Here is a 14576-nt window from a genome sequence, read left to right as displayed (position 1 = left end):
ACACGATGAACCGTCTCGCCGCTATCCTGCCGGCCAGCAATGTGCTGGTGAATGTGGACGCATCCAGCAAAAAGCGCGTTTTTGAGCAGGCAGGCCTGCTGTTTGAAAACAATCACGCGATCTCCCGAGCTTCGGTCACCGACAACCTGTTCGCCCGCGAGCGCCTGGGCTCGACCGGTCTGGGCCATGGCGTGGCCATCCCGCATGGCCGCATCAAGGGCCTGAAGAATCCGCTGGCCGCCGTGCTGCGCGTGCAGCAGGCCATCGGCTTCGACGCCCCGGACGATGAACCGGTCAGCCTCTTGATCTTTTTGCTGGTGCCCGAGGCGGCGACGCAGCGGCATCTGGAAATCCTGTCCGAGATCGCCGAGATGCTGTCCGACCGCGAGTTGCGCGAACGCCTGAAGACCGAGACCGAGGCCAGCGCGGTGCATCGCCTGATCTCGGAATGGGAACCGCTGAAGTCCGTGGCCTGACGATTCGCCGATTTAGTGAAAGCCACCTCGATCAGCGCAGACCGGCTCTTTGAAGAGCACCGCGAGGCCCTGCGCTGGGAATGGATCGCCGGCCACGCCCATCCGGAACGCCGCTTCGACGAGGCCGCGCTGCGCGACGCGCAGTCCGCCGCCGACCTGGTCGGCTATCTGAACTACATCCATCCCTACCGGGTGCAGATCGTCGGCCGCCGTGAGGTGGCCTATCTGAGCCAGGCCTCGGGCGAGGTGCTGGACCGCCGCATCGCCCGCATCGTGACGCTGGAGCCGCCGGTCATCATCGTGGCCGACGACCAGCCGCCGCCGGACCGACTGGTGGCCATGTGCGACCGCGCCGAGATCCCGCTGTTCGTGACCACCGAATCGGCCGGCCATGTGATCGATCTGGTGCGCGCCTATCTGGCCCATGTCTGTGCCAACCGCACGACCCGCCACGGCGTCTTCATGGACATCCTCGGCCTGGGCGTGCTCCTGACCGGCGAATCGGGCCTGGGCAAGAGCGAGCTGGGGCTGGAACTGATCTCGCGCGGCCACGGCCTGGTGGCCGACGATGCGGTGGACTTCTTCCGCATCGCGCAGACCGCGATCGAGGGCCGCTGCCCCGAGCTGCTGATGAATCTGCTGGAGGTGCGCGGCATCGGCCTCTTGGACATCAAGGCCATCTTTGGCGAGACCGCGGTGCGCCGCAAGATGCGGCTCAAGCTGATCGTGCACCTGGTCCGCAAGGAAACGATGGAGCGCGATTTCGAGCGCCTGCCCTACGAGCCCCTGTACGAGGAGGTGCTGGGCATGCCGGTGCGCAAGGTGGTGATCGCGGTGGACGCCGGCCGCAATCTGGCCGTGCTGGTCGAGGCGGCGGTGCGCAACACGATCTTGCAGCTGCGCGGCATCGACACCTACCGCGAGTTCGTCGAGCGCCACCAGCGCGCCATCGAGGGCGGGCAGAGCGAAGACTGAGCGGCGGCAGCCTCAGCTGCGGTGGTGCGGGCAGTTCTTCTTGATGCAGGACGCGTAAAGCGCCAGCGAATGCTCTTGCAGCTCGAAGCCCCGGTCCTTGGCGATCGCGTGCTGGCGCTCCTCGATCTGGGCATCGAAGAACTCCTCGACACGGCCGCAAGTCAGGCAGACCAGATGGTCGTGATGATGGCCTTCGTTGAGCTCGAACACCGCTTTGCCGGACTCGAAGTGATTGCGCGACAGCAGGCCGGCCTGCTCGAACTGGGTCAGCACCCGGTAGACCGTGGCCAGGCCGATATCGGCGCCTTCGGTCAGCAAGGCCTTGTAGACATCCTCGGCCGTCATATGGCGCTGCGCCGTCTTCTGGAAGATCTCCAGAATCTTGATACGGGGCAGCGTCGCCTTCAGGCCGCTGTTCTTGATCTCGTCGGTGCGGTTCATCGCTTCGGTGTGGGCCAGCCCGCCATGGGCCTGCCGCTAGAATGCGCCAATCATAGCCAGCTCCGGGCGACCAGCGCCCCCAGGCCTTAAAGATATGCAAGCAATCTCTCGTCACGCCATTCCGCTCGCCCTGCTGAGCCTGCTGGCAGGTTGTGCCCAGCTGCCGTCCCTGCCCTCGCTGGACGTGTTCCCCTCGGTGGCCGGTGACAAGGTGCTGGGCCTGGTGACGCCCTACCGCGTCGAGGTGGTGCAGGGCAATGTGCTGACAAAGGAGCAGGTGGCGCGGGTCAAGCCGGGCATGAGCCGGGCCCAGGTGCGCGATCTGCTGGGCTCGCCGCTGCTGACCGACGTCTTCCACGACAACCGCTGGGACTACGCCTTCTCGATCCGCCGCCAGGGCGCGCCGCATCAGGCCCGCCATCTGGTGGCCTGGTTCGACGGCGACCGCCTGAAGTCGCTGGACGTGCCCGAGGACCTGCCGGGCGAGAACGAGTTCATCGCCTCGATCAATACCTTCAAGCCCGGCCGGGCCGTGCCCAAGCTGGCGCTGACCGAGGACGAGCGCAAGGCGCTGCCGATCCCGCCCAAGCCCGAGGCCACCGCGATCGAGCCGGTCGGCCCGGTGCGCAGCTACCCGCCGCTGGAGCCGCGCTCGTGAGCCTGAAGATCGCGATCGCCGGCGCCTCCGGGCGCATGGGCCGCATGCTGATCGAGGCCGTCGTCAACGCCCCCGATTGCCAGCTCAGCGGCGCGCTGGACCGCGCCGACAGCCCTGCCCTGGGCCAGGACGCCAGCGCCTGGCTGGGCCAGGCCAGCGGTACCTTGATCACCGCCGACCTGCGCCAGGGCCTGGCCGGCGCCGATGTGCTGATCGACTTCACCCGCCCCGAGGGCACGATGGCCCATCTGGCCCTGTGCCGCGAGCTGGGCGTCAAGGCCGTGATCGGCACCACCGGCTTCAGCCCCGAGCAGAAGGCCGCGATCGGCGAGCACGCCCGCCATATCGGCATCATGATGGCGCCGAATATGAGCGTCGGCGTCAACGTGGTGCTGAAGCTGCTGGACCTGGCCGCGCGCTCGCTCAACGAGGGCTATGACATCGAGATCATCGAGGCCCACCACCGCCACAAGGTCGATGCCCCCAGCGGCACGGCGCTGGCGATGGGCGAGGTGGTGGCCGCCGCGCTCGGCCGCGACCTGAAGGACTGCGCCGTCTATGGCCGCGAGGGCGTGACCGGCGAGCGCGATCCCTCCACCATCGGTTTCGCCACCGTGCGCGGCGGCGACATCGTCGGCGACCACACGGTGCTGTTCGCCGGCATCGGCGAGCGCATCGAGGTCACGCACAAGTCCAGCAGCCGCGTCACCTATGCCCAGGGCAGCCTGCGCGCGGCGCGCTTCCTGGCCGCCAACGGGCCGGGTCTGTACGGCATGGACGATGTGCTGGGCCTGAAACACTGATCATCCGCGGCCATGGGCGGTTTCGCGCATTTCTGGGAACTGGCCGACGGCGTCTCGCGCAGCGTGGCCCTGCTGCTCTTGCTGATGTCGATCAGCGCCTGGATCGTGATCCTCTGGAAGGGCTGGCTGCTGCGGCGCACGCGCCGCGACATGGCGCGCGCCGTGCCAGCCTTCTGGGCCGCCGCCCGTCTGGACGAAGGCCGGCTCGCCCTGCAGAACTTTGACCGCGAGCAGGTGCTGCTGCCCCTGCTCGACGCCGCGATGGCCGGCAGCCACGGCGGCACGCTGGAGGCCGCCGGCCGGCGCGAGTCGCAGCTGACGCGGCGCCTGCGCGACGCGCTGCACCAGGTGCTGGCCCGGCTGCAGTTCGGCCAGGTGCTGCTGGCCTCGATCGGTGCCACCGCACCCTTTGTCGGCCTGTTCGGCACGGTCTGGGGCATCTACCACGCGCTGCTGAGCATCTCGGCGGCCGGCAATCTGTCGATCGACAAGGTCTCCGGCCCGGTCGGCGAGGCGCTGATCATGACGGCCGCCGGCCTGGCGGTCGCGATTCCGGCGGTGCTGGCCTACAACATCTACGGCAAGTTCGTCGGTGATTGCGAGGCCGAGCTCGAAGGCTTTGCCCACGATCTGCGCGAGCTGCTCGACCAGCCGGCCGACTGAGGCAGACCCTCATGGCTTTCGGACGCCTGGAACGCCGCGACATGCCCAAGCCGATGGGCGAGATCAATATGACGCCGCTGATCGATGTGATGCTGGTGCTGCTGATCATCTTCATGATCAGCGCGCCACTGATGACCTCCTCGCTGCGCCTGGACCTGCCGCAGAGCGAGGCCGCCACGCCGGGCGATGCGCCGGCCTTCCTCAGCGTCGCGCTGCAGGCCGATGGCAGCCTTTATCTCGGCGACGAGAAGCTGGCGCCGGCCCAGTTCCAGCAACGCATCGCGGCCCTGGCCAAGGACAGCCCCGGGATGGAAGTGCAGCTGCGCGCCGACAAGACCGCGCCCTATGGCACGGTGGCCGAGCTGATCGGCTGGTGCCAGGCGGCAGGGCTGAACCGCATCGCCTTCGTCACGCAGACCGAGTAGCGAGCGGCCGGGCCGGCGGCCCTCCTACAATCGCGGCTTCCGCGCCCGATTGCCATCATGAACGAAAAGTACACCCCGTCCGAGGTCGAACAGGCCGCCCGCAGCCATTGGCAGGCCCGCGACGCCTATCGCGTCGTCGAAGACAACAGCCGCCCCAAGTTCTACGCCTGCTCGATGCTGCCCTACCCCAGCGGCAAGCTGCATATGGGCCATGTGCGCAACTACACGATCAACGATATGTTGACCCGTTCGCTGCGCATGAAGGGCTACAACGTGCTGATGCCCATGGGCTGGGACGCCTTCGGCCTGCCGGCCGAGAACGCCGCGATGAAGAACAAGGTGCCGCCCGCGAAGTGGACCTACGACAACATCGCCTACATGAAGTCCCAGATGCAGGCCATGGGTCTGGCGATCGACTGGTCGCGCGAGATCGCCACCTGCAAGCCCGATTACTACCAGTGGAACCAGTGGCTGTTCCTGAAGATGCTGGAGGCCGGCATCGCCGAGCGCCGCACCCAGGTCGTCAACTGGGACCCGGTCGACCAGACCGTGCTGGCCAACGAGCAGGTGGTCGACGGCAAGGGCTGGCGCAGCGGCGCGGTGGTCGAGAAGCGCGAGATCCCCGGCTACTACCTGAACATCGTCAAGTACGCCGACGAGCTGCTGTCGGCGGTCGCGAATCCCGAGGACAAGAGCTATCTGCACGGCTGGCCCGAGCGGGTGCGCCTGATGCAGGAAAACTGGATCGGCAAGAGCGAGGGCGTGCGTTTCGCCTTCCCGCACCAGATCAAGGGCGCCGACGGCGCACTGATCCAGGACGGCAAGCTCTATGTGTTCACGACCCGCGCCGACACCATCATGGGGGTCACGTTTTGTGCGGTCGCGCCCGAGCACCCACTGGCCACCCATGCGGCCGCCGGCAATGCCGAGCTGGCCGCCTTCATCAATGAATGCAAGAGCGGCGGCAGCACCGAGGCCGAACTCGCCACGCAGGAAAAGAAGGGCAAGCCCACCGGCCTGTTCGTCACGCATCCGCTGACCGGCGCCCAGGTCGAGGTCTGGATCGGCAACTATGTGCTGATGAGCTATGGCGACGGCGCCGTGATGGGCGTGCCGGCGCATGACGAGCGCGATTTCGAGTTCGCCAACAAATACGGTCTGGCGATCAAGCAGGTCGTGGCGGTCGAGGGCGAGAGCTACAACGACAAGGTCTGGGCCGAGTGGTACGGCGACAAGCAGCGCGGCGCCTGCATCAACTCGGGTGTGCTCGATGGCCTGGGCCACAAGGCCGCCGTCGGCAAGGTGGCCGAGCTGCTCGGCGCCCAGGGCCTGGGCGAGAAGAAGACCACCTGGCGCCTGCGCGACTGGGGCATCAGCCGCCAGCGCTACTGGGGCACGCCCATCCCCATCATCCACTGCGAGGACTGCGGCGCGGTGCCCGTCCCCGCCAAGGATCTGCCGGTCGTGCTGCCCGAGGACTGCATCCCGGACGGCAGCGGCAACCCGCTGAACAAGCGCGCCGACTTCCTGAACTGTGCCTGCCCCAAGTGCGGCAAGCCGGCGCAGCGCGAGACGGACACGATGGACACCTTCGTCGATTCGTCCTGGTACTTCATGCGCTATTGCGATGCGCAGAACAGCGAAGCCATGGTCGGCCAGGGCAGCGACTACTGGATGCCGATGGATCAGTACATCGGCGGCATCGAGCATGCGATCCTGCACCTGCTGTACGCGCGCTTCTGGACCAAGGTGATGCGCGATCTGGGCCTGGTCAAGATCGACGAGCCCTTCACCAAGCTGCTGACCCAGGGCATGGTCTTGAAGGGCGCGTTCTCGCACAAGCCCGCCGATGCCGGCAAGAACTACTACTGGGAGCACGAGGTCGACGTGCAGACCAACGAGCATGGCCAGATCGTCGGCGGCACGCTGAAGGCCGACGGCACGAAGCTGGACTACGAGATGACGACCATGTCGAAGTCCAAGAACAACGGCGTCGACCCGCAGCAGCTGATCGACCAGTACGGCGCCGACACGGCCCGGCTGTTCGTGATGTTCGCCTCGCCGCCCGAGCAGACGCTGGAGTGGAACGATGCCGGCGTCGAGGGCGCGCACCGCTTCCTGAAGCGGGTCTGGGGCTTCGGCGCCAAGAATGCCGAGGCCATCCAGGCCGGCGGCCGCGACTTCGCGGCACTGAACGGCGATGGCAAGGCGCTGCGCCGCGAGGTGCATCTGGCGCTCAAGCAGGTCTCGTACGACTACGAGCGCATGCAGTACAACACCGTCGTCTCCGGCGCGATGAAGCTGCTGAACGCGCTGGAAGGCTTCAAGTCCCAGGGCCAGGATGCGGCCCTGCGCGAGGGCTTCTCGGTGCTCTTGCGCGTGCTCTACCCGGCCTGCCCGCATATCGCGCATGCGCTGTGGGTCGATCTCGGCTTTGCCGCCGAGCTGGGTGATCTGCTCGACACGGCCTGGCCGGTGGTCGACGAGGCCGCCCTGGTGCAGGACGAGATCGAGCTGATGCTGCAGGTCAACGGCAAGCTGCGCGGCAGCGTCAAGGTGGCGGCCGGCGCCGACAAGGCCGCGATCGAGGCGGCCGCGCTGGCCAACGAGGAGTGCATCAAGTTCAGCGAAGGCAAGCCGGCCAAGAAGGTCATCATCGTGCCCGGCCGCCTCGTCAACGTGGTGGTCTGAAGACCATGTTGCGCCGCACCGCCCTCCTCGGTTTGATCTCCGTCTCGGTGGTCGGCTGCGGCTTCGCGCCGCGCCGCGAACCCGAGCTGCAGTTCCGCACCCTGGGCCTGAAGGGCTTCGCGCCCGACTCGGCCCTGGCCGCCGAGCTGCGGCGCCAGCTGGGCCGTACCAAGGTCACGCTGCTGGCCGACTTCAACCGCGCGGAGGTGGTGCTGGAAGCGCAGCGCGATACGCGCGACCGCACGGTCGTCGTCTCGACCAGCGCCGGCCAGGTGCGCGAGTGGCAGCTGCAGCTGCAGCTCGACTATGTGCTGCGCACGCCGGCCGGCGAGATCCTGCAGCCGCTGACCGAGATGCGCCTGAGCCGCGAGATGAACTACACCGAGACCGCCGCGCTGGCCAAGGAGCAGGAAGAGGCCTGGCTGTACCGCTCGATGCAGTCCGATGCGGTGGCCCAGGTGATGCGCCGGCTGGCTGCCATCCGCCTGCCCGGCTGAATCACAGCGACATGCAGATCCGCGCCGACGCCCTCGCCCCGCAGCTCGCCAAGGGCCTGAGACCCATCTACACCGTGTTCGGCGACGAGCCGTTGCTGGCCCAGGAGGCCTGCGACGCGATCCGCGCCGCCGCGCGCGCCCAGGGCTATGGCGAGCGCAAGGTCTTCACCGTGGCCGGCGCCTATTTCGACTGGGGGCCGGTGCTGGGCGCGGCCCAGGCGCTGAGCCTGTTTGCCGAGCGCCAGTTCATCGAGATCCGCATCCCCTCGGGCAAGCCCGGCAAGGACGGCTCCGAGGCCTTGCAGCGCTATTGCGAGCGCCTGCCCGAGGATGTCGTGACCCTGGTCAGCCTGCCGCGGCTGGACAAGACCCAGATGAACGGCGCCTGGTTCGGCGCGCTGGACGGCGCCGGCATCACGGTGCGGGTCGACCCGGTCGAGCGCCGCGCGCTGCCGCAGTGGATCGCGCAGCGCCTGGCCGCCCAGGGCCAGCCGGTGCAGGACGGCGAGGAGGGTCAGCGCACGCTGTCCTTCTTTGCCGACCGCGTCGAAGGCAATCTGCTGGCCGCCCACCAGGAGCTGCAAAAGCTCGCGCTGCTGCATCCCAGGGGCGAGCTGAGCTTGGCGCAGATCGAGGCGGCCGTGCTGAACGTGGCCCGCTACGACGTCTTCAAGCTCAGCGAGGCCGTGCTGGGCGGCCAGCTGGGCCGGGTGCTGCGCATGCTGGACGGGCTGCAGGCCGAGGGCGAGGCGGCCGTGCTGGTGCACTGGTCGCTGGCCGAGGACATCCGCGCGCTGAAGCGCGTGCGCGAAGCGGTCGACGCCGGCAAGCCGCTGCCGATGGCGCTGCGCGAGGCCCGGGTCTGGGGGCCGAAGGAGCGCCTGTTCGAGCGCATCGTGCCGGGCATCAAGCCGCACAGCCTGGCCCCCCTGGTCGAGGCCGCGCAGATCTGCGACGGCATCGTCAAGGGCCTGCGCCACCCCGGCTGGCCGCTGGACCCCTGGGCCGCACTGCAGCGCCTGGCGCTGATGCTGGTCGAGGTGGCGGCCGCGCCGCGCGCGCCCAAGCTGGCGCTGCTGCCCTGAGCCCCAGCGGCAAATACACGGTTTGGGCATCTCCGGCATCACGGGAGCGGGCCGGAGCGGCTAGAGTGTGGCCAGCTGTTTGCACCGCCATGAACACACTGCTCCCCGCCGCCCCCCTCGCTGCCCTGTTGGCCGCCCTGATCGTCGGCCCTGCCCATGCCCTGCCCTGGACCGTGCTCGTCAAGAGCACGGCCGGCGAGCCGCTGGCCGATGCGGTGGTGGCGGTCGAGCTGCGCGCCCAGACCAGCCGCGCCGCACCCGGCGCCAAGGCCGAGATGGCCCAGCGCGAGCGCCAGTTCCAGCCCCATGTGCTGGTGGTGCAGACCGGCACGGCGGTGAACTTCCCGAATTTCGACACGGTGCGCCACCATGTCTACTCCTTCTCGCCGGTCAAGACCTTTGACATCAAGCTCTACTCGGGCACGCCGGCCGAGCCGGTGCTGTTCGACAAGCCCGGCATCGCGACGCTGGGCTGCAATATCCACGACAAGATGAGCGCCCACATCGTCGTCGTCGACACGCCGATGTTCGCCAAGACCGATGCCCAGGGCCTGCTGAAGCTGGACCTGCCGGCCGGTGAACACAATCTGAAGGTCTGGCATCCGCGCGTCGGCAGGCCGGTGCTGCTGGGCCAGCGCATCAGCGTGACGCCCCCCGGCGGCCAGAGCCAGGTCAGCCTGAGCCTCGAATGAGCACGCTGCCGGCTTTCCTGAACCTGCGCCGGCTCGAGGGCCGCATCGTCGCGCTCTTCCTGGCCCTGCTGCTGGTGGTGCAGCTGGCCAGCTTCGCGGTGATACGCAGCAGCATCGAGCGCAATGCCAATGGCGCCATCGCCGCCGAACTGAAGACCGGCGAGCGGGTGCTGCGCCGGCTGCTGGCCCAGGAGGCGGCGCGGCGCGGCGATGCGGCCGAGCTGCTGGCCAAGGACTATGGCTTCAAGGAGGCCATCGGCCTGCCGCTGGCCGAGGCCGGCACGGTCGAGACCATCCGCGACGCGCTCAGCAACCAGGGCGAGCGCATCGGCGCCAGCGTGGTCGTCTATGCCGACAGCGAGCTGAAGCTGGTGGCCGCCACCCGCGAGGACGCCGGTCGCTTTCTCGGCCTGCTGCAGGCCCGGGTCAACAAGCCCGGGCCGGGCGGCGATATGCAGCTGGCCCTGCTGGAGGGCCAGGCCTATCAGGTGGTGGTGGCCCAGGTGCGCACGCCGGCGCCGGTGGGCTGGGTGCTGATGGGCTTCGCGCTCGACGCCGCTGCGCTGCAGGACCTCAAAAGCCTGTCCGACCTGCGGGCGGTGGTCGTCATCAAGACCGGCGCCGCCTGGCAACCGCTGGTCAGCAATTTCGACACCGGGGCGGCCCGCAGCCTGGCCGGGCAGATCCCGGCGGCCGGTGGCCTGTTCGCGGCCGAGGTCGACGAGGAGCAGTGGCGCGGCCGCTTCGCCCCGCTGCTGGAGCCGCAGCAGCCCCTGGCCGTCGTGCTGCTGCGCTCCTTCGATGAAGCCATCGCCCCCTACCGGCAGCTGCAGCTGACCCTGCTGGCGCTGACCCTGATCGGCGTCGGCGTGTTCGCGCTCGGTGCGGTGCTGACGGCGCGGCGCATCAGCGGGCCGATCAAGACCCTGTCGGACTCGGCCGAGCGCCTGGGCCGGGGCGATTACGAGACACCGGTGCGGCGCCACTCCAGCGACGAGGTCGGCGACCTGGCCGATGCCTTCGAGGCGATGCGCCAGGGCATCCGCAGCCGCGAGGAGCAGGTGCACCGGCTGGCCTTCTGGGATCCGCTGACCGGCCTGCCCAACCGCGAGCAGTTCAGCCAGCAGCTGGCCGCACGCCTGGCCCGCGACAACAGCCCCTGCGCCGTGCTGATGCTGGACCTGGACCGCTTCAAGCATGTCAACGACGTGCTGGGCCATGCCTTCGGCGACCGCCTGCTGTGCAGCGTCGCACAGCGGCTGCAGGCCCTGCACCGGGACAGCGGCGCGCTGCTGGCGCGCCTGGGCGGCGACGAGTTCGTGCTGCTAATGGAGAGTGCCGACCAGGCCGCCGCGCATGCCGCCGCGGCCCGCATCCAGGCCGATTTCGAGGCGCCGCTGCATATCGACGACCAGACCGTCGACCTCGGTGCCGGCATCGGCATTGCGCTGGCGCCCGAGCACGGCCGCGAGGTCAGCCAGCTGCTGGCGCGTGCCGAGCTGGCCATGTATGCGGCCAAGCGGCGCCAGAGCGGCAGCATGGTCTACGAGGCGGCGCTGGACGCCGGCAGCCAGGAATCGCTCTCGCTGCTGGGCGAGCTGCGCCGCGCCATCGAGGGCCAGGAGCTGCGCCTGTATCTGCAGCCCAAGGTCGATCTGCGCGACGGCACCATCGTCAGCGCCGAGGCCCTGGTGCGCTGGCAGCATCCGGTGCGCGGCCTGGTGCCGCCGATGCTGTTCATCCCCTTTGCCGAGCAGACCGGCTTCATCCGCGCGCTGACCGCCTGGGTCATCGAGGAGTCCGCCCGCCTGACCCAGGAGGCGCGCCGGCGCGGCATGGCGGTGCGCATCAGCGTCAACCTGTCGACCCGCGACCTGATGGACCAGGAGCTGCCGGCCAAGATCATGGCCCTGCTGGCACGCCACGGTGCGGCGCCGGCCGATCTGTGCCTGGAGATCACCGAAAGCGCGATCATGGACGACCCGCAGCGCGCGCTGCACACGCTGGAGCGCCTGGCCGAGCTGGGCTTCAAGCTCTCGATCGACGACTTCGGCACCGGCTACTCCTCGCTGGCCTATCTGAAGCGCCTGCCGGTCAACGAGCTGAAGATAGACAGCAGCTTCGTGATGGCGATGGAGCGCGACCTCGACGACGCCAAGATCGTGCGCTCCACCATCGAGCTGGCCCACAACCTGGGCCTGAGCGTGGTGGCCGAGGGCGTCGAGACCGGCAAGGCCTGGAAGCTGCTGGCCGAGCTGGGCTGCGACGAGGGCCAGGGCTACTTCATCGGCCGCCCGGTGCCGGCCCAGCAGTTCATGGACTGGCTGCCGAGCTGGCAGCCTCCGGACCTCAGCAACGAGTCGCTCGACACGGTGATGGCCGGGCTCAACTAGGGGCCACCAGCGGCAGCTCGATGATGAAGCGGCTGCCCAGCCCCGGCGCGCTGACCACGCTGAGCCGCCCGCCCAGCAGGCCATGCACGATGTGGTGGCAGATGCTCAGGCCCAGGCCGCTGCCGCCCTGGCCGAAGCGGGTCGAGAAAAACGGCTCGAAGACGCGCAGCAGCACCGCCTCGCTCATGCCGCGGCCGTTGTCGGCCACCTCGATGCGGCAGCGGCCGCCGCTCAGCGCCTCGGCCCGCAGCCAGATCTCGCCCGGCTGCTCGGGCTGCAGCCCATGCAGCCAGGCATTGCCGACCAGCACCTCCAGCGCCTGGCCCAGCGGGCCGGGATAGCTGTCGAGCTGCAGGCCGGCGTCGATCTGCAGCAGCAGCCGATGGCCGGCCCGTTCGATCTGCGGCGCCAGCGCATGCAGGGCCTGCTCGCACAACAGGGCCAGCGCGAAGCGGCGGCGCTGCTGGGTGTCGCGGTCCTGGGCCACCTGCTTGAAGTTGTCGACCAACTGGGCCGCCCCCTGCATGCTGCGCTCGATCACCTGCAGCCCCTCCTGCGAGCTGCGGGTGTAGCTCTCGAGCTCGCTGCGCCGCAGCTGGCCCTGCTGCAGGCGCTGCGCCAGGGTCTCGGTGTGCTCCAGCAGGGTCGAGGCGGTCAGCAGGCTGTTGCCTATCGGCGTGTTCAGCTCATGGGCGACGCCGGCCACCAGCGCGCCCAGCGCGGCCAGCTTCTCCTGCGCCATCACCTGGCGCTGCAGCTCGGACAGGCGCAGATAGGCGCGCGCATTGTCCAGCGCGATCGCCGCATAGGCGCTGAGGCTGCGCAGCACCAGCTGCTCACGCTCGCCATAGGCCTGGCGGCGCGGCGACTGCACGGTGATCACGCCGGTGATGCGCTCGGCCACCCGCAGCGGCACGAACAGCAGGCTTTGCATCTGGCTGGTGCCCTCGATCTGGGCCGGCGCCGCCTCGGCCCCGTCGAGCAGCAGCTCGCGGCCCTCGCGCACGCACAGCGCGCAGAAGGACTGCGGGTCGGCCAGCGGGATCGGCGCGTCGGCAAAGCGCTCGCCGTCCTCGCGGCCATAGGCACATTGCAGCTGCTCGCCGGCCTCGTCGAGCAGGTAGACGGCCAGGCTGGGCGCATCGAGCAGGGCATGGACGCGCCGCTCCAGCACCTCGATGACGCGCTCGGTCTGCAGCTCGGCGGTGATCTCCTGGCCGATCTCGCCCAGATGCTGCAGCACCTGATGCGCGCTCTGCAGGTCGGCAAAGCGCGCCGCCTCCGAGGCGGCCAGGCGGCGCAGATGCTCGCTCTCGGCGCGGGCCCGCTCGATCTGGTGGTGCGCATGCATCGCGCGCGAGCGCTGGCCGGCCTCCTCGCCATAACGGCGCAGCCGGGCCTGGCTGGCGCGGTGCGCGCAGCCAAAGGCCGCCTCGAAGCGGCCGGCCGCCGCGAAGGCCTGGGAGGCACCGTCCAGCAGCTCGGGCGGCGTGGCGTAGCCGGCCAGCGCCTCGGCGGCCGCCAGGGCCTGCTCATACAGCACCAGGGCCACGTCGACACGGCCCTGGGTCCGCGCGATATCGCCCAGCAGCGCGCGCAGCTCCAGCGCCGTGCTGCGCTCCTGCTGGGCCTCGGCCATGGCCAGCGCCTGCTCGGCGGCCGCGCGGGCGGCCTCGGCCCGGCCCAGCCCCAGCAGCGCGCGTGCCCGGCCCTGTTGCGCATCGAGCTGCAGGTCCAGCGAGCCGGCCGTCGCCGCGCCCCGCGCCAGTTGCTCAAAGGCCTCCAGGCCGGCGGCAAAGTCGCCGCTGTCCATCTCGGTCTGGGCCAGGAAGCGGCAGGCCAGCGCGGCGGTGCGCGCCTGCGGCTGACCGGCGCTGAGCTGCAGGCATTCGCGCAGCAGCTCGCGGGCGTTGTCGAGCTGGCCCAGGCGCCGCAAGGCCTCGCCGGTATGGGCCAGGCACAGCCCGGTCATGCCGGGCCAGCGGGCGCCGCGCGCCAGGTCCAGCGCGCGCTTGAGCCAGTCCATCGCGCTCTCGAAATCGCTCATCCGGGTGTAGGTGAAGCCCAGATTGGTGGCCAGCGCGATGGCCCGGCGCAGCTGGCCGCAGCGCATCGCCAGGCCGAAGGCGGTCGAGAAGGCCTCGATGGCGGGCAGGTAGTCGGCCTGCATGGCCGCCAGCAGGCCGCGGAAATCGGCCAGCGCCGCGCCGCAGGCCGGCTCCGGCGACGCCGCCGGCAGGCGCCGGCCCCAGTCGCGCTCGGCCGCCGCCGCGTCGCGCATCACCTCGGCGCGCGCCAGGCTGGCCTCCATCATCAGCAGGCGCAGCGCGTCGCCGCTGGCGCGGGCCTGCTCGATGGCCCGCTGCAGGCTGGCCTGCAGCGCCGGCCCGTCGCCCCGGTCGGCCGCCAGGTAATAGGCCAGCCAGTGGGCATCGGCACAGCCCCACGCGTCGGCGCGGGCCTCGAAGCGGCGCAGGGCCTCGCTCAGCAGGGCTTCGGACTCGTCGAGCCGGCCCTCCAACAGCAGGCATTCGGCCTCCACCAGCAGGCGCCGCGCCTGCGCCGGTGCGTCCTCGGGCCAGGCCTCGCGCAGGCCCCGGACCAGCGCCAGCGCCCGCGTGCTGTCGCGCTGGCGCAGCGCCCAGGCCAGCCACAGCCGCAGCTCGGCATCGTCGGGCATGGCCTGCAGCAGCGCTTCACAGCGCTGCACCTGCTCATCGAGCGCAAACATCGCGATCGTGTCCAGCCGGTGCTCACCCATGCGCCTAGGCTAACCC

At 69.7% G+C, this 14576-nt stretch carries 13 protein-coding genes; 11 read left to right on the top strand and 2 right to left on the bottom strand.

Annotated elements, in window-relative coordinates:
* Window positions 1-5 precede the first annotated feature (5 nt).
* Together ABGI63_RS06020 and hprK are read left to right on the top strand one after the other, a co-directional pair.
* Window positions 6-476 (top strand): PTS sugar transporter subunit IIA, encoded by a 471-nt coding sequence (locus ABGI63_RS06020; RefSeq protein WP_137942680.1) that lies wholly within the window; start codon window positions 6-8, stop codon window positions 474-476.
* 15 nt (window positions 477-491) lie between these two features.
* A complete protein-coding gene (gene hprK / locus ABGI63_RS06015) occupies window positions 492-1451 on the top strand; it encodes an HPr(Ser) kinase/phosphatase (protein ID WP_137942679.1) in 960 nt (319 codons plus the stop codon).
* 12 nt (window positions 1452-1463) lie between these two features.
* Here hprK and fur read toward each other — a convergent pair whose 3' ends face one another.
* Complete coding sequence (gene fur, locus ABGI63_RS06010) at window positions 1464-1892, bottom strand: ferric iron uptake transcriptional regulator (RefSeq protein ID WP_349741520.1); 429 nt, start codon at window positions 1890-1892, stop codon at window positions 1464-1466.
* 94 nt (window positions 1893-1986) lie between these two features.
* Between fur and ABGI63_RS06005 the strand changes: the two genes are divergently transcribed.
* From ABGI63_RS06005 to ABGI63_RS05965, 9 genes are all read left to right on the top strand, one after another.
* Window positions 1987-2550, top strand: coding sequence for an outer membrane protein assembly factor BamE (locus tag ABGI63_RS06005; RefSeq protein ID WP_349741519.1), 564 nt, complete (start codon window positions 1987-1989; stop codon window positions 2548-2550).
* Window positions 2547-3353: a 4-hydroxy-tetrahydrodipicolinate reductase gene (dapB, locus tag ABGI63_RS06000; RefSeq protein WP_349741518.1), complete on the top strand. Its 807-nt coding sequence runs from the start codon at window positions 2547-2549 to the stop codon at window positions 3351-3353. Before ABGI63_RS06005 ends, dapB begins: the two co-directional genes overlap by 4 nt.
* A gap of 12 nt (window positions 3354-3365) precedes the next feature.
* On the top strand, window positions 3366-4016 hold the full coding sequence (locus tag ABGI63_RS05995) for a MotA/TolQ/ExbB proton channel family protein (RefSeq protein WP_349741517.1): 651 nt from the start codon (window positions 3366-3368) through the stop codon (window positions 4014-4016).
* A gap of 11 nt (window positions 4017-4027) precedes the next feature.
* Entirely contained in the window at window positions 4028-4441 is a 414-nt protein-coding gene (locus ABGI63_RS05990) for an ExbD/TolR family protein (RefSeq protein ID WP_137942674.1), read from the top strand.
* Window positions 4442-4498: 57 nt separating this feature from the next.
* Window positions 4499-7132: a leucine--tRNA ligase gene (gene leuS / locus ABGI63_RS05985; protein ID WP_349741516.1), complete on the top strand. Its 2634-nt coding sequence runs from the start codon at window positions 4499-4501 to the stop codon at window positions 7130-7132.
* A gap of 5 nt (window positions 7133-7137) precedes the next feature.
* Window positions 7138-7629 carry an LPS-assembly lipoprotein LptE gene (locus ABGI63_RS05980; RefSeq protein ID WP_349741515.1) on the top strand — a complete coding sequence of 164 codons (492 nt, stop codon included), beginning with the start codon at window positions 7138-7140 and terminating at the stop codon, window positions 7627-7629.
* Between the two features lie 11 nt (window positions 7630-7640).
* Window positions 7641-8714 (top strand): DNA polymerase III subunit delta, encoded by a 1074-nt coding sequence (gene holA, locus ABGI63_RS05975; RefSeq protein ID WP_349741514.1) that lies wholly within the window; start codon window positions 7641-7643, stop codon window positions 8712-8714.
* 89 nt (window positions 8715-8803) lie between these two features.
* Window positions 8804-9406: a methylamine utilization protein gene (locus ABGI63_RS05970; RefSeq protein WP_349741513.1), complete on the top strand. Its 603-nt coding sequence runs from the start codon at window positions 8804-8806 to the stop codon at window positions 9404-9406.
* Window positions 9403-11799: a putative bifunctional diguanylate cyclase/phosphodiesterase gene (locus tag ABGI63_RS05965; protein ID WP_349741512.1), complete on the top strand. Its 2397-nt coding sequence runs from the start codon at window positions 9403-9405 to the stop codon at window positions 11797-11799. The genes ABGI63_RS05970 and ABGI63_RS05965 overlap by 4 nt, the downstream gene beginning before the upstream one ends.
* Here ABGI63_RS05965 and ABGI63_RS05960 read toward each other — a convergent pair.
* Window positions 11792-14560, bottom strand: a complete 2769-nt coding sequence (locus ABGI63_RS05960) for an ATP-binding protein (RefSeq protein WP_349741511.1) — start codon at window positions 14558-14560, stop codon at window positions 11792-11794. The genes ABGI63_RS05965 and ABGI63_RS05960 overlap by 8 nt on opposite strands.
* Window positions 14561-14576 lie beyond the last annotated feature (16 nt).

This window comes from Roseateles cavernae, from assembly GCF_040187885.1.
Classification (GTDB): Bacteria; Pseudomonadota; Gammaproteobacteria; order Burkholderiales; family Burkholderiaceae_C; genus Roseateles_E; species Roseateles_E cavernae.
The sequence above is the reverse complement of the archived record's forward strand: the minus strand, read 5'-3'. Positions and strand labels throughout refer to the sequence as shown.